Annotated in this window: 15 protein-coding genes; 7 read left to right on the forward strand and 8 right to left on the reverse strand. The window is 67.6% G+C overall.

Translation table 11 applies throughout. The features are described from left to right. Positions 1-453: 453 nt before the first annotated feature. Together AC5P57_RS21495 and AC5P57_RS21500 are read right to left on the reverse strand one after the other, a co-directional pair. Positions 454-1,161 (reverse strand): YceI family protein, encoded by a 708-nt coding sequence (locus AC5P57_RS21495; RefSeq protein WP_099551321.1) that lies wholly within the window; start codon positions 1,159-1,161, stop codon positions 454-456. 86 nt (positions 1,162-1,247) lie between these two features. Continuing rightward, positions 1,248-1,838 carry a malonic semialdehyde reductase gene (locus AC5P57_RS21500; RefSeq protein WP_004139510.1) on the reverse strand — a complete coding sequence of 197 codons (591 nt, stop codon included), beginning with the start codon at positions 1,836-1,838 and terminating at the stop codon, positions 1,248-1,250. Positions 1,839-1,964: 126 nt separating this feature from the next. Here AC5P57_RS21500 and AC5P57_RS21505 point away from each other — a divergent pair, with 126 nt between their 5' ends. The 6 genes from AC5P57_RS21505 (at position 1,965) to AC5P57_RS21530 (ending at position 5,903) form a co-directional block, all read left to right on the forward strand. Continuing rightward, positions 1,965-2,924 (forward strand): mitochondrial fission ELM1 family protein, encoded by a 960-nt coding sequence (locus AC5P57_RS21505; RefSeq protein WP_099551322.1) that lies wholly within the window; start codon positions 1,965-1,967, stop codon positions 2,922-2,924. Between the two features lie 150 nt (positions 2,925-3,074). Further along, on the forward strand, positions 3,075-3,305 hold the full coding sequence (locus AC5P57_RS21510) for a hypothetical protein (protein WP_099551323.1): 231 nt from the start codon (positions 3,075-3,077) through the stop codon (positions 3,303-3,305). 48 nt (positions 3,306-3,353) lie between these two features. Beyond that, positions 3,354-4,205, forward strand: a complete 852-nt coding sequence (locus AC5P57_RS21515) for a DUF2145 domain-containing protein (RefSeq protein ID WP_495219776.1) — start codon at positions 3,354-3,356, stop codon at positions 4,203-4,205. Between the two features lie 19 nt (positions 4,206-4,224). Continuing rightward, positions 4,225-4,719 carry a hypothetical protein gene (locus AC5P57_RS21520; RefSeq protein WP_099551339.1) on the forward strand — a complete coding sequence of 165 codons (495 nt, stop codon included), beginning with the start codon at positions 4,225-4,227 and terminating at the stop codon, positions 4,717-4,719. A gap of 32 nt (positions 4,720-4,751) precedes the next feature. Then, a complete protein-coding gene (locus AC5P57_RS21525; RefSeq protein WP_142807114.1) occupies positions 4,752-5,267 on the forward strand; it encodes a hypothetical protein in 516 nt (171 codons plus the stop codon). 75 nt (positions 5,268-5,342) lie between these two features. Next, positions 5,343-5,903 (forward strand): queuosine precursor transporter, encoded by a 561-nt coding sequence (locus AC5P57_RS21530; RefSeq protein ID WP_099551326.1) that lies wholly within the window; start codon positions 5,343-5,345, stop codon positions 5,901-5,903. Between the two features lie 249 nt (positions 5,904-6,152). On the opposite strand, the gene glnE is transcribed toward AC5P57_RS21530, so the two are convergent. Beyond that, positions 6,153-8,948 carry a bifunctional [glutamate--ammonia ligase]-adenylyl-L-tyrosine phosphorylase/[glutamate--ammonia-ligase] adenylyltransferase gene (gene glnE, locus AC5P57_RS21535; protein WP_262235209.1) on the reverse strand — a complete coding sequence of 932 codons (2,796 nt, stop codon included), beginning with the start codon at positions 8,946-8,948 and terminating at the stop codon, positions 6,153-6,155. A gap of 418 nt (positions 8,949-9,366) precedes the next feature. On the opposite strand from glnE, the gene scpC reads away from it, so the two are divergent. Beyond that, positions 9,367-10,881 carry a succinyl-CoA:acetate CoA-transferase ScpC gene (scpC, locus tag AC5P57_RS21540; protein ID WP_099551328.1) on the forward strand — a complete coding sequence of 505 codons (1,515 nt, stop codon included), beginning with the start codon at positions 9,367-9,369 and terminating at the stop codon, positions 10,879-10,881. 86 nt (positions 10,882-10,967) lie between these two features. Here the strand turns inward: scpC and hglS are convergent, their stop codons facing one another. The 5 genes from hglS to AC5P57_RS21565 all read right to left on the reverse strand — a co-directional run bounded on the left by hglS (position 10,968) and on the right by AC5P57_RS21565 (position 14,872). Beyond that, entirely contained in the window at positions 10,968-12,329 is a 1,362-nt protein-coding gene (gene hglS / locus AC5P57_RS21545) for a 2-oxoadipate dioxygenase/decarboxylase HglS (protein ID WP_262235208.1), read from the reverse strand. Between the two features lie 165 nt (positions 12,330-12,494). Next, complete coding sequence (locus AC5P57_RS21550; RefSeq protein ID WP_099551330.1) at positions 12,495-12,983, reverse strand: hypothetical protein; 489 nt, start codon at positions 12,981-12,983, stop codon at positions 12,495-12,497. 31 nt (positions 12,984-13,014) lie between these two features. Beyond that, entirely contained in the window at positions 13,015-13,767 is a 753-nt protein-coding gene (locus AC5P57_RS21555) for an HAD family hydrolase (protein WP_049397778.1), read from the reverse strand. A gap of 84 nt (positions 13,768-13,851) precedes the next feature. Next, a complete protein-coding gene (locus AC5P57_RS21560) occupies positions 13,852-14,268 on the reverse strand; it encodes an EF-hand domain-containing protein (RefSeq protein ID WP_099551331.1) in 417 nt (138 codons plus the stop codon). A 232-nt stretch (positions 14,269-14,500) separates the two neighbouring features. Continuing rightward, positions 14,501-14,872 carry a hypothetical protein gene (locus tag AC5P57_RS21565; RefSeq protein WP_099551332.1) on the reverse strand — a complete coding sequence of 124 codons (372 nt, stop codon included), beginning with the start codon at positions 14,870-14,872 and terminating at the stop codon, positions 14,501-14,503. Positions 14,873-15,260 lie beyond the last annotated feature (388 nt).

Raw genomic sequence — 15,260 nt, forward strand, 5'->3', positions numbered from 1 at the left:
GCACCTACCAAAGCACTCTCCGGCCCCGCATGAACCGGTATTGGCCAACCTTGGTTGGCCTGCGGACTACCCGTGTGCCAACCAAGGTTGGCACCTACCAAAGCACTCTCCGGCCCCGCATTGAACCGGTAGTGGCCAACCTTGGTTGGCCTGCGGAGTGCCCGTGTGCCAACCAAGGTTGGCATCTACCAAGGCACTCTCCGGCCCCGCATGAACCGGTAGTGGCCAACCTTGGTTGGCCTGCGGACTACCCGTGTGCCAACCAAGGTTGGCACCTACCAAAGCACTCTCCGGCCCCGCATTGAACCGGTAGATGCCAACCTTGGTTGGCCTGCGGAGTGCCCGTGTGCCAACCAAGGTTGGCATCTACCAACGCGTGTTCCCCGGAACCCAAAAAGAAGGCCCGCTTTTCAGCGGGCCTTCTGCCTTCTCACGACGAGTGAGCGGGGTGCATCAAGCAGCCGGCTTTTCGCCGGTGGCTTCGGTGGTGATGCGGATCTTCACTTCATCGCTGACGTTCGGGGCATACGCGCCGACGCCGAAATCGCTGCGCTTCAGGGTGGTGGTGGCGTCAAAGCCGGCGGCCGGAACCTTGGCCATCGGGTGCTCGCCGCCGCCGTTGACGGTGACGTCCAGGGTGACCGGCTTGGTGATGCCCTTGATGGTCAGGTCACCGGTGACGGTCAGCTTGTTGGTGCCAGCCGCTTCCACCTTGGTGCTCTTGAAGGTGGCATCGGCGAACTTGGCGGCGTCGAAGAAGTCGGCGCTCTTCAGGTGCTCGTCGAACTTGGCGGTGAAGCTGTTCAGGCCGCTCAGCGGCAGCTTCACTTCCACGGTGGACTTGGTCACGTCGGCGGCGTCGTACACCAGGGTGCCTTCAACGTTGCCGAAGTGCGCGCTCGGGTTGGAGAAGCCGAAGTGGCTCCACTGGGCCAGCACGTCGGTGTGGGTCGGGTCCAGCTTGTAGGTGCCCGAGGCGATCTTGATCGCTTCGGCGGCCGGGGCGGCAGCAGCGGCATCGGCAGCCGGGGTGGCGGCCTGCTCGGTGGTGGCCGGGGCGGCGGCATCGGCAGCCGGGGCAGCGGTGTCGGCCGGCTTGGAGCAGGCGGCGATGGCCAGGGTCAGGGCCAGCGGCAGCAGCAGTTTACGGGTGGCGCTCATCTCAGGAACTCTCCGGATCGTAGGGTGGGTACACGGTGCAGCAAGAGCCTGCCACGGGACGGCAGGCCCGAAACCGATACAACGACTTACGCGATGCGCGCCGCTTCGTCGAACGACAGGCGCGGCAGACGCGGGAACAGGCCCGCCGAGTCACCGTAACCCAGGTTGACCAGGAAATTCGACTTGATGGAGGTGCCGGCAAAGAAGGCTTCATCCACCTTGGCCGCATCGAAGCCCGACATCGGACCGGCGTCCAGGCCCAGCGCGCGTGCGGCCAGGATCAGGTAAGCGCCCTGCAGGCTGCCGTTGCGGATGGCGGCTTCGTGGCGGCCTTCCTGCGGGCCGTCGAACCAGGCCTTGGCATCGGTGTGCGGGAACAGGTACGGCAGCTTCTCGTGGAAGTCCAGGTCGAAGCCGATGATGACGGTGACCGGGGCGGCCATGGTCTTGTCGTGGTTGCCTTCGGACAGGGCCGGGGCCAGCTTTGCCTTGGCTTCCTTCGAGGTGACGAAGACGAAGCGGGCCGGCGTGGTGTTGGCGGCGGTCGGGCCCCACTTCACCAGGTCGTACAGCTCCTGCAGCAGGCTGGCCGGGACCGGCTTGTCGAGGAAGGCGTTCTGGGTGCGGGCAGTACGGAACAGCTGGTCGAGGGCAGCAGCGTCGAGCGCGTGGGACATCGGTGGATCTCCAGGGCGGCTAAGGGAAGTCAGTGCCCGCGGGCGGCGCGGGGCGAAACGACGAGCCGCAGTGTAGAGTGTCGCGACTGTTGCAACACCCAGCAGGGCTGAAACGAATTAATGCCAATGGTGAAACGATCGAGTGCGCCCTGGACGGTCACCGACGGCCGCGCGGGCAATGTCCGCCAGGCGGTCGCGCTGGCCTCGGCGCTGCGCCAGGGCACCCATCGGCCGCTGGTGCTGCAGCCCCGCGCCCCCTGGCGCTGGGTCTCACCACGGCGCCTGCCGGGCGATGTGAATGGCTACGGCGAGGCCTTCGCGACACTGGCCGCCGAGGCCCCGCCGCTGGCGATCGGCTGTGGCCGCCAGGCCGCCGGCGCGCTGCGTGTGCTGCGCGCCCGTGGCAGCCAGGTGGTGCAGATCCTCGACCCGCGCATCAACGCCCGCCACTGGGATGTGGTGGTGGTGCCCGAACACGACGCCCTGCGCGGCAGCAATGTGTTGACCCTGCTCGGCAGCCTCAACCCGGTGGACGATGACTGGCTGGCGTGGGGCCGCGCTGCCTTCGCCGGCTTCAGCACCCTGCCCGGCCCGCGCACCGCGCTGCTGGTGGGTGGGCCAACCCCGCTGGCGCCCTGGGACGAGGCGCGGATGGTCGGCGTGTTCCGGGTGCTGGCCGATCAGATCCGCAGCGAAGGCGGCAGCCTGCTGGCCACCACCTCGCGACGCACGCCGCCGGCCTTGGCCGAGATCCTGCGCGCGACGTTCGCCGACCTGCCGCACGTGATCTGGGGCGATGGCGGCGACGGTGTGAACCCTTATGGCGGGTTGCTCGGCTGGGCCAACCGCGTGGTGGTCTCGCCCGATTCGGTGAACCTGCTCTCTGAAGCCTGCGCCACGCGCATGCCGGTGATGGTGGCGCTGGCCGATACCGTGCAGGGCCGCCTGGCACGCTTCCAGCAGCAGCTGCGCGAGCGCGGGCGGCTGCAGGCGCACTGGCTGGACTGGCAGTACGACCGCATCGAGCCACTGCGCGAGACCGCGCGGGTGGCGGCAGAGGTGAAGCAGCGCCTGGCATTGGGGTAGTGCCGGCCGCTGGCCGGCAACACGGCACGCATTACCGAACACCGTTGCCGGCCAGCGGCCGGCACTGCCCGGGTGCGCAGCGATTTCTGAACATTTCGATCCGGCTGCACGGTTAGAGTCCAGCTTCCCCCCATCACGCTGAACGTCTTCATGCGCACCCTGCTCCTGCTGCCGCTGGCCCTGCTCGCTGCCTGCTCCACCACGCCCACCGAGCTGGATCCGATCTCGTATCAATGCCAGCAGCAGCTGGACGCATACCGCGAACAGCCGGCCCTGCGCGATCCGAAGACGGGCGAGCGCCCGCCGCTGCCGATCGCGCCGATCAGCGAGGCCTGCGACAAGGAACTCCAGCGCAAGGGCCTGGACCGCCCGCTGCGCTGAGCGGCGTATGATCGGCGCGCGGGCCTGCCCGCCGTTGAAGGTACCGACATGGATTGTTTCTCCCGCCTGCCCCGCGCCGCCCTGCTGACCGCCAGCCTGCTGGCGACCGCATCTGCATGGGCCAACAGCACCGAATGCCGCGAGCGCTACCCCAGCGTCGCCTCGCAGGCAGCGATGCTGGACGTAGCCTGGACCACCGCCGAGCGCCTGGATGCGCTGCCCGATGTGGACGTGGTGGTCGCCGCGCGCGGTGGCCAGGACCTGAGCCGCTACGGCCTGCGTCACAGCCACCTGGCCTTCCTGGTGCGCGAGGATGATGGCCGCTGGCGCGCGATGCACCTGCTCAACCGCTGCAAGACCGACAGCTCGCAGCTGTACCACGAAGGCCTCGGCAACTTCGTCGGCGAGAGCGGCGGGCATACCGACCTGCGCATCGGCGTGCCCTCGGCTCCACTGCGCGCGGCGTTGAAGGCGATGCTGGTGTCGCCCTCGATCCAGCCCAAGGCGCTGCACGAGACCAGGTACAACGTGGTCGCCTACCCCTTCGCCACCGACTACCAGAACTCCAACCAGTGGGTACTGGAAGTGCTGGCGGCGGCGATGGCGCAGGCCGACGGCGCCCCGGTCATCGTCAAGCGCGAACAGGCGCAGCAGTGGCTGCGCCAGCAGAAGTACCAGCCCAGCGTGCTGCATATCGGCCTGGGCAAGCGCGTGGGTGCGCGCCTGTTCGTAGCCAACGCCACCACCACCGACCATCCGGCCGGCGAACGCATCTCCGGCAACTATTCGGTGGTGACGGTGGAATCGGTGTTCGACTTCCTGCACCAGCGCAGCCAGCTGCAGCAGGAACTGGTGATCCCCCATGTGCCGGTGGCCGGTGCTGCTGCCGCCACGCCCTGAATCCCGCAAGGAGAACGACATGCGTCCGCTGCTGGTTTCCCTGATGCCGATGGTGATTGTTGCCGGCCTGTTCGGCGCGAGCACCGCCCATGCCGAACGCCGCATCATCATCCTGCAGGACCCGGGTCCGCAGGGGCCGAGCCTGGAAATGTCCGCGCCCCTGGTGGCTTCGGCGCGCGCCGCCGCTGCCAGGGAAGCCCAGGATGCGGGGCTGCCGCCCGGCCATGGCGCATCGGTGAAGCTGCCGCAGATGCAGGTGAGCGCCATCGCCACCACCGTTGACGGCCGCCGCGAAGTACTGCTGCGTGATGCCAACAACCCGCAGAACACCGCGTCGATGCAGTGGCCGAAGCGCCCCGGCGATCCCGCCGTGCAGTTCACCGTGGGACAGACCGTGAACTTCGAGCCGACCGGCACCGACCAGGGCTGGCAGGTGAAGGACAACCAGGGCCGCCCGCTGGAATACCTGCCCGAGGCCACCGGCCCGCGCGACATTTTCGATACCCGGCGCTGAGCCGCCGTCCCCACCCATACCAGGAGGTCTCCATGTTCCGTTACCTGCGCGTTCCCGCGTCCGCCCTGCTGCTCTCGGCACTGCTGGTGCCCACCGCCCATGCCGGCGCCGCGCCGCAGTTGAACAGCGGCCAGACCAGCGTGCTGGTCACGTCGCTGATCGTGCTGTCGATTCCGTTGGCCACGTCGATGGGATTGGCCGAACTGTCCAAGGCCCCGTTCAAGGCCAGCGAGCGCAACGGCAAGGTCGCCGCACGCACGCCGGCGGTGCCGCTGCCGCCGATGGAGGTGAAGCAGGTCGCTACCACGCCAGCCGGTGATCGCCAGGTGCACCTGCAGGTGCCCGGCAAGGCCGACCAGACCGCAACGCTGCAATGGCCGGCGGCTGCAGGCGATGACCCGATCGTCGGCTTCGTCGTTGGCCAGCAGGTGCGCTTCGACCCGACCGAGGCCGGTGCCGGCTGGACCGTGAAGAGCGCGCAGGGCCAGGCGCTGGCCTATGTGCCGACCGCCTACGCCGCTGGCGACGTGATGAGCGAAGCGCTGTAAAGCTGAACAACCGGTTTTGGCTTTGCGGTGGGCCGGGCGGATAATGGGCGATCCCCTTTGTCCCCCTGGCTCGCCATGTCCGTGCGTCCTGCCCCTGTGTTTGCCCCGCTGACCCCGCGCGCCCTGGTGCTGGCGGTGCTGGCGATGGGCGCGGTGGTGCTGCTGTCCAACGTACTGGTGCAGTACCCGATCAACGATTGGCTGACCTGGGGTGCCTTCAGCTATCCGGTGGCGTTCCTGGTCAGCAACCTGATCAACCGCCGCTTCGGCCCGGGCCCGGCGCGCCGCGTGGCGTGGATCGGCTTCCTGGTGGCGGTGCTGCTGTCGATCTGGGTGGCCACGCCGCGCATCGCCATTGCCTCGTGCTCGGCCTTCATCGTGGCCCAGCTGCTGGACATCACCGTGTTCGACCGCCTGCGCCGTGGCAGCTGGTGGCGCGCACCGATGGTGGCCACCACCTGCAGCGCGACGGTGGATACCACCATTTTCTGGTCGATCGCGTTTGCCGGTTCCGCCCTGCCGTGGATGAGCTGGGCCGCCGGCGACCTGGCGGTGAAGCTGGCGATCGGCGTGTGCCTGCTGGCCCCGTTCCGCGCGTTGCTGTGGAAGATGGCGCCGCTGCGCGCGACCAGCTGACCGCACATGCTCTGGTAGGTGCCAACCTTGGTTGGCACGCTCCATCGGAGTTCATCACCACTGACAGCGTGCCGACCATCGGTCGGCACCCACCACGAGCGGGCATCGCCGGGCCATTGATCCGGTAGTCGCCAACCTTGGTTGGCGCTTGGCACTCATGCCAACCAAGGTTGGCACCTACCAACAGCAGGCCAACGGTCAGATCATTGATCCGGCAGGTACCAACTGCAGACCTCCGCCATCCGCCACTCAGGCGAACGGCAACTCCGCGGCTCTGCACGCTGCCGTAATCGCGGCACACGCCTCTTCAATCGCGGGCGTGGTCGGCGCCAGTCGCGGACGACGGTCCAGCGTGCAGGCCAGGCCCACCTCCAGCAACGTGGCATGTGCTCCATGCAACGCCCGCGCCGTGTCTTCCGGCAGGAAGCCGGCAACCGCCAGCGCATCGATCAACGAGGGCGTATCGCGCGGCTTCAGCAGCGCCGCATGCTGCGCACTGCGCGCCAGCACACCGGTCTGCAGCAGGAACTCCAGGTCCACTACGCCACCGGCACCCTGCTTCAGGTCCAGCCGCGCGGCATCGCTGCGGTCCAGTTCGGTGCGCATGCGGCCGCGCATCTTCAGCACATCGGCATACAGCACACCCGTGTCGCGCTCACGCCCCAGCGTCTGTGTACGCACCTGTTCGAAGTCACCCAGCAGGCTGGCATCACCGGCCACGCCGCGTGCACGCACCAACGCCTGGTGTTCCCAGGTCCATGCGCGCTCACGCTGGTACTCGGTGTAACTGGCCAACGAAGACACCAGCGACCCCTTGCCGCCATCCGGGCGCAGGCGCACGTCGATGTCGTACAGGCGCCCGGCAGCGGTGACTGCACCGAGCAGCGCCATCACCTTCTGCGCCAGGCGCGCATACCAGCGTCCCGGCTCCAGCGGACGCGCACCATCGCTGGCGTCCACGCCGGCCGGATTGTCGTGCAGGAACACCAGGTCCAGGTCGGAACCGAAGCCCAGTTCAAGCCCACCAAGGCTGCCGTAGCCGATGATCGCGAAGCGCCCGCCGGGAATCTCGCCGTGTGCGGCGTGCATGTCCGCTTCAGCCATCGCCAACACGGTGACCACCACCGCCTGCGCCAGTTCGGCCAGTTGCCGGGTGCTGTCCACCGCGCCCTGGCGGCCATCCAACGTGGCCATCGCCATGCGGAAGCTGAGTGCCAGCCGCGTTTCATTGAGCCAGCGCAGCGCGGATTCGGGATCTTCCACCGCCAGCACCTGCTGGCACTCGGCAAGCATGCCGGCGGCATCGGGCATCGGCCCGGACACGCGTACGTCCAGCAGTTCGTCCAACAGCAGCGGATACGCCGCCAGGCGCTCGGCAAGCAGCGCGCTGCGCGCCAGCACATCGACCAGCCGCGCCAACGCGCTGGGCTGCTCGTCCAGCAGCGCGAGATAGCTGGTCCGGCGCAGCACCGCCTGCAGCAGGCCGAGCACGCGCTTGAGCGCGGCATCCGGCTGCGGCGAACGCGTGGCGGCATGCAGCAGCGCAGGCAGCACGCGATCCAGGCGTGCACGCGCGGCATCGGACAAGGACTTCACACCGGTGCCCTGTGCGAAATCGCGCAGCGACTGGTCAGCGCCGTTGGCATCGAGGAACCCGGCTTCGGCCAGCAGCGGCGCGTTGCTGCCCTCGGGCAGGCTGCGCCAGTAGTTGGCCAGCGCGTCGGGCGCGGCCTGGCCCTTGCGCGGTGCCAGCAGCGCGGCGAACTCGGTGCTGACCCGTTCCTGCTGCCCGGTGAGTGCCGCGCGCAGCACGTCCCAGTCCGGGTAGCCCAGGCCGACGGCGATGCGCGCACGGTCAAGCGCGTCGCTGGGCAGCACGTGGGTCTGCGCGTCACGCAGCATCTGCAGGCGGTTTTCCAGCCGGCGCAGGAACAGGTAGGCCTCGCGCAGCGCACTGCCATCCTCGGGCGCGATCTGCCCGGCGGCCACCAGTGCGTCCAGCGCCACCAGCAGGCGACGTTCGCGCAGTGCCGGCTCACGGCCACCCCGGATCAGCTGCAGCGCCTGGCACAGGAACTCGATTTCGCGGATGCCACCGGCGCCGCGCTTGATGTCTTCATGCAGTTCACGACGCGCGACTTCGGCGGTGATCGCCGCCTTCATCTCGCGTAGGCCGTCGAGCGCGGTGAAATCCAGGTAGCGGCGGTACACGAACGGGCGCAGGGTCTGCAGCCACGCTTCACCGGCCTCGATGTCGCCGGCCACCGCGCGTGCCTTCAGCCACGCATAGCGCTCCCAATCGCGGCCCTCGCGCTGGAAATACTGGTCCATCGCCGCGAACGAGAGCGCGACGCGGCCAGCGCTGCCGAACGGGCGCAGGCGCAGGTCGACACGGTGGCTGAAGCCATCGACAGTGGTTTCATCCAGCAGCTTGGCCAGGCGCTGGCCGAGGCGGGCGAAATACTCTTCGGCGGCCAGCGCGCGCGGGCCGTCGGATTCGCCGCCGTGCGGGTAGGCGTAGACCAGATCGATATCGGAACTGAAGTTGAGTTCGCCACCGCCGAGCTTGCCGAGGCCGAACACCACCAGCTGCTGGGGGGCGCCTTCGCCATCACGGACCACGCCGTGGCGCTGGGCGAATTCCTGCTGCAGGGCGTCCAGCGCCAGCCGCAGGCAATCCTCGGCCAGGGTGGTGGCGCCGGCCAGGGTCTGTGCCACATCGTCCAGCCCGGCCAGGTCGCGCCAGATCAGCCGCGTCGACATCGCGGTGCGCCAGCGCCGCAGCTGCGCCGGCCAGTCGCTGGGCTGCAGCGGGTCGAGCACCGGCGCCGGGATCGGCGGGCAACCGGGGGCGGCCAGCTGCGCCAGCAGTGCCGGTTGCCGCACCAGGGTATCCAGGGCGAAGTCGCTGGCCACCGCCAGCCGGGTCAGCAGCGGCTGCAGCTCAGCCGGGGCGGGCTCAGGCATCACCTGGGCCAATCGCGACAGGGCGCGGTCGACAACGGGCTGGAGGGCGGCGGACAGTTCGGCGGGGGCGAGGGTCATGCCCTGATTGTATCGACCCGGTCGGGACACAACGGACCTGGTAATGCCGGCCGCTGGCCGGCAGATCCGATGACCTGGTAGTGCCGGTCGCTGGCCGGCAAATCCGATGATGCCGAAGGTTACCGGGGTTGCCGGCCAGCGGCCGACACTACCGATAATGGGAACCGCGTATTCATACTGGGCGGCAGGCAATAAAAAAGCCCGCTTGCAGCGAACTGCCAGCGGGCTCTGCTCCCTCCCCCACGTCGGGATGCAGGGCCATCGTGCGGGCTCCGAAAGCACTTTGCACGCTGCACTGCAAAACAAAACCGGCGGGTTTGGGTGACCCCTGCGGGAAAAGCCATTCCACGAAGGTAGAACCCCCCGTACGGATGAGGATGGCCGATAATCGGGATTCCCCCCAGCAACACGTGTCGTCATGTCTGTTGATCGCATCGCCAACGCGCGTCTCCGTGACCGCGTGGTCTCCGCAGAGGCCGCAGCCGCGCTGATCCAGCCCGGTGAAACCGTGGCCATGAGCGGCTTTACCGGCTCCGGGTATCCCAAGGCCGTTCCCGTCGAACTGGCCCGCCGCATCGAAGCGGTGCACGCCCAGGGCCAGCCCTTCCAGATCAGCCTGATGACCGGCGCCTCCACTGCACCGGAACTCGATGGCGCGCTGGCCAAGGCCGATGGCATCGCCATGCGCATGCCGTTCCAGAGCGACCCGGATGCGCGCAACCGCATCAACGAGGGCAAGCTGGATTACATCGACATCCACCTCAGCCACGTTGCCCAGCACGTGTGGTTCGGCTTCTACGGCGAGATCGATACCGCCGTGATCGAGGTCTCGGCCATCCGCGAGGATGGCTCGCTGGTGCCGTCCACTTCGGTCGGCAACAACAAGACCTGGCTGGACCTGGCCAAGAAGGTGATCGTCGAGGTCAACGAATGGCAGCCGGCCGGCGTCGACGGCATGCATGACATCTACTACGGCACCGCGCTGCCGCCGCACCGCAAGCCGATTCCGCTGGTGAATGCCAACGACCGCATCGGTGACACCGCGCTGCGCTGCGACCCGGACAAGATCGTGGCCGTGGTGCGTACCAATGGCCCGGACCGCAACAGCCCGTTCAGCCCGATCGATGCCACCAGCGAACAGATCGCTTCGCACCTGATCGAGTTCCTGCAGCACGAAGTGAAGAAGGGGCGCCTGCCGCCGAACCTGCTGCCGCTGCAGTCGGGCGTGGGCAACATTCCCAATGCGGTGCTGGCCGGCCTGGCCAAGAGCGGCTTCCGCGATCTGGCCGCGTTCACCGAAGTGATCCAGGACGGCATGCTGGACCTGCTGCGCGACGGCGTGCTGAGCTACGCCTCGTGCACCGGCTTCGCGCTGAGCCCGCAGGCCAACGAGACGTTCAAGGAGAACATCGATTTCTACCGCGAGCGCATCATCATGCGCACGCAGGAGATCTCCAACCACCCGGAACTGGTGCGCCGCCTTGGCTGCATCGGCATGAACGGCATGATCGAGGTGGACATCTACGGCAACGTCAATTCGACGCACGTGATGGGCACGCGCATCATGAACGGCATCGGCGGTTCGGGTGACTTCGCCCGCAACGGCTTCCTGTCGGCGTTCCTGAGCCCGTCAACCGCGAAGAACGGCACCATCTCGGCGATCGTGCCGATGGCCAGCCACGTCGATCACACCGAGCACGACGTGTCGGTGATCGTGACCGAACAGGGCCTGGCCGACCTGCGTGGCCTGACCCCGCGCAAGCGCGCGCAGGTGCTGATTGACAACTGCGCACACCCGGATTTCCGTCCGCAGCTGCAGGATTACTTCGACCGCGCCAGCCGCGAGAGCTACGGCAAGCACACCCCGCACCTGCTGCCGGAAGCGCTGTCGTGGCACCAGCGTTGGCTGGATACCGGTACGATGAAGGGCTGATTGCCACCGGTTCGCCGGGCATGGCCCGGCGCTACCGCCGCATCACACCTTGGTAGCGCCGGGCCATGCCCGGCGGATGTCCCGGTTTACCCGCGCAGCGCCGCCAGCGATTCAGCCTGCAGCCGCTCGTAGATCTCGAACTCGTCGTTCACCGCCACGCCCAGCGCCTGTTCGAAGGCCTCGCGGTTGGCATGCGCGGCATAGGCACGCTGTTCTTCGCCGCCAAGGTTCGACTGGAAGATGCCCGCGGCGCTGACCGGCAGGAAATCCTCGTAGACGATCGGGTCGGCGGTGGCCAGGCCTGTGGCCACCAGCACTTCGGCCGGCAGATCGGCCACGCGCTCGGGCGCGACGCGGCCGGCGTCGGTCAGCTGGTAGCGGTAATAACCCAGGCCTTCCTGGCGCAGGGTGTCGTGGTCATCGGGGAAGCTGGTGAACACCGCCTGCAGGCGCTGGCCGTAGTCGCCTCCGGTACTGCCTTCGCCACCGGCCTCGCGTGCCTGCGACAACAACTGGTCGTACAGCGCGCGGCCCTTCGGGGTCAGCGCAAGCCCGCGTTGCTCGATCTCGCCGAAGCGCGCGGTATGGGTGCCGGCATCGCCGCCCTCGCTGTCCGGGAAATGCACGGCTTCTTCCAGCGCCTTGAAGCTGGTCTGGCGCAGCAGGATCGGGCAGGCACGGCGCGGCGGGCCTTCGATCACCGCCTTGGCCGCCATGCCGTGTTCGATCATCGCCGCCTGCGCAGCGTCGATGTCCAGCGTGCGCGGTGTCAGGTGATTGATGTGCGGGCCACGGAAACTGACCACGTCGGCCACCAGGCGGTGCGCGTTGTGCAGCGCGTGGTAGGTCGGCAGATCGACCGTGGCATCACCGTGCCAGCGGAAGGTTTCCAGCGCTTCGCCGACGAAGCGCTCGGCGTCGGCCTGCGACAGGCCACCGTCACGCTCGGCCTGGTCGATCAGCGCCAGTGCGCCCTCGGTGAAGATACGGCGGCGCGCAAGGATCTTCGCCGATTCGGCACGCAGCGCTTCGTCTTCAATCAGTTCCAGGCGCAGCAGCGAGGTGAACACGCGGAACGGATTCTGTGCCAGCGCGGCGCCGGTGAGCGGGCGGAATGCGGTGGAGTGCACCGGCACGCCGGCCACCGACAGGTCGTAGTAGCCCACCGGGAACATGCCCATCACCGCGAACAGGCGGCGCAGCGTGGCCAGTTCCTGCACGGTGCCAACGCGGATCGCGCCATGGCGCTCTTCGTCCAGGCGTGCACGCTCGTCGTTGCGCTGCAGCTGCGCGGCCAACGCCGGGTCCTGGGCAAGCACCTGCGCGTTGATCCGCTCCACCAGTTCCACCAGCGTGCCGTACAGCGGCACTTCGGTGCGGTACATGCGGGACATGGCCTGTGCGAACAGGCGGCGGATCACATCAGGCGAAACGAAAGAGGCGCTCATCAGTCACTCGATTACGGGAACGGGGAACAGCTCGGACCCGTATTGTCGCCGGAGCGCGGCGCGACGGCGATATGCAGAGCAACATGACGGAAATCGGTAGCGCCGGCCGATGGCCGGCAATCTCCGGATGCCTGGAATGATGCAGTTGCCGGCCAGCGGCCGGCACTACCGCTTGAGCTGGCGCTTCAGGGTGGCATCCAGGGTGATCGGCCGGTCCCAATGCCCGTAGCTGGCCACGATGGCATGGCGCACGACGCGGTAGTGCAGGTTGTCCGGCTTGGCGGACATGCGCTTCACCACCGCTTCCCAGCCGCCCTCCGGGTCCTGGCTGAAGGCGCGTACGCTGTCGCGGCAGGTCTGGCCGCTGGCCTTGGCCCAGAAACAGGCGAAGTAGATGTCCCCGGCCTGCCAGCCGTGAGTGGTGAACAGCGCACTGACGTAACCACGCGGCACGTCGGCATAGCGCGACACCTCATCGAGGAAGGCATCGGGGTAGCGCTCGGCGTAGTGATTGATGTCCTGCAGCTGGGCATCGATCCAGCTGTCACCGGTTTCCACCTCATACGCAGCCGAACGCTCGGCGGTCTGCTGGGCCAGCACGGTAGCCGGCGCCAGCAGCAGGGACAACAACAGCGCGCGCAGTCGGACGTTCATGCACCGATTCTGCCGCAGCCGCCGGGTCCTGTCAGGCCGCCGCGGCGGCCTTGGCCTCGATCGCGGCCAGTGCGGCCGGCCAGTCGTGGGCCGTATCGGCAGTGACCATGCGCGGTTCGTCGTCGGCCACGCCGTGCTGGGTCTCGTGGGCCCAGGTCACTGCGTACGGCGTATGCACGCCCCAGCCGCCCAGAGTCACCACCGGCTCGATGTCCGAACGCAGCGAGTTGCCGACCATTACGAAGCGCTGCATCGGCAGGTCGAACTCGGCCAGCACGCGGGCGTAGGTTTCCGGATCCTTCTCCGAGACGATCTCGATGCGCGGGAACAGCTCGGCCAGGTTGGCGACCTTGATCTTCGCTTCCTGGTGGAACAGGTCACCCTTGGTGATCAGCACCACCGGATAGTGCTCGGCGATCGCCGCCACCGCCTCGCGCACGCCGTCGATCAGCTCGACCGGGTGACGCAGGGTGTCATGGCCGATGTCCAGGATGCGCTGGATGTCCTTCGCCTCGATGCGCTGGCCGGTGATGTCGATGGCCGCTTCGATCATCGACAGCGTCATGCTCTTCACGCCGTAGCCGAAGGTGCCCAGGTGGCGCTGCTGCACTTCCAGCAGGTGGCGCGCGGTCTGGGTGTCATGCACGTCGACGTAGCGCGACAGCAGGTCAAGGTAATCCTGCTCGGCCTTGCGGTAGTAGTCCTCGCTCTTCCACAGCGTGTCGTCACCGTCAAAACCGACCAGGCCGATGGCGCGCGACGGCGCAGGCGTGGAGGTGTTCATTGCGCAAGGATACAGGGGCCATGGTGACGAAAAAAACCCGGGCGGCCGAAGCCGCCCGGGTTCCCATACGCCCCGATGCAGGCCTTACCGGCCCTGCGCACCCTGCGCTGCGCCGCCGGCGCCGGCCTGCTGGGCGGCCACGTAGGCCTTGTACTCGTCGGCGCTGAGCTCGCCGTCCTTGTTGGTGTCGGCCTGGTCGAACACCTGGGCCAGGCCCGCGTTCACCTGTGCCTCGGACTTGCTGATGGTGCCGTTGCCATCGGTATCGATGCTGGCCCAGGTCTGGCCACCGCCACTGGCCTGCGCCGACGCCGCTGCGGCCGCATTGGTCGCCTGGTCAGCGGCCTGGCCGGCCTGTGCAGCCGCCTGCTGGGCCTGCGCGGCCTCGTTCTGCGCATGCGCCGCCTGCTGCTTGGCCGACTGCGCCATCGCCGGAATGGCCAGCACGCTGCCGGCGGCGACGATCAGGGCGATCAGGGGCTTGCGGTTGCGAATAGTCATCAGGGGTGTCTCCTACCGATTGGGTGGTGTTGCGCGGCGTGTTGTCTCCGCACGGCACCTACCCTGCCACCGCCTTTCTGAATCGATTTTGCGCCGCGACCGGCATCACCACGCACGATTAACCACTCGCCACCGCGCATGCTTTAGCACGGTGGTTAGCGCGGAGTGAGTGGCTCATAAGCTGCGCATTCAGCGCGCTGGAATTTAACCGGCAACGAACGAAAAACCTGCGTCAGTTCGCGGTCTGGGCCGATGACCGCGAACTGAACATCACCCATCCCAGCGCAACACCGGCGAGCGCGCCGGCGATTTCCAGCACCACGCGGCTGCCGAGTTCGTTCGGATCATGGATGGTGGACAGGAACAGGCGCGCGTACAGCGGTGACTCCAACCGCACGATGCCCATGTAGAACAGCTTCCACGCATCGATGCCGGCCGAAGCCACCACCGAAATGACGCAGGCCCAGCCGATGGCATGCCCCATCGACCAGTGCAGCAGCCGGCACAACCGCGACCACAGGAAGTACACCAGCAGGCCGACCAGCAGGGCGATGGCGCCGGCTTCCAGGGTGCCGAGCAGGCCGAAGTGCAAGGGAAGGTTCATCGGGTACGCAGCGGTGGGAATGCGGCCAGTGTAAGGGTATCGGCAGGGTTGCACCCTGCACCCGCAGAGGCTTCAGGCAACGGCCAAAGCCAAAGCGACTCTGGACTGTTGATGGTTTGGCGGGACGATGTGGGTGGGCAGGACACGCCGTAAACCCATCCCTGGGGGCTCGATGGCGCCATCCATGGCGCCAACGGTCCTGCCCACCCACACCGCCCCACCTCCGACAGATTCCTGATGACGGTTGGTGGTAGATCCACGCCATGCGTGGATGAATCCCAATCGAAATCGAATATTTCGAGAATTGAACGAAGAGCATCCACGCATGGCGTGGATCGGCCGTGTTGACCAAGGTCGACACCTACCAACAGCAGCGACCCACTGTCGA

The organism is Stenotrophomonas sp. YJH_SMC_79 (assembly GCF_059367995.1).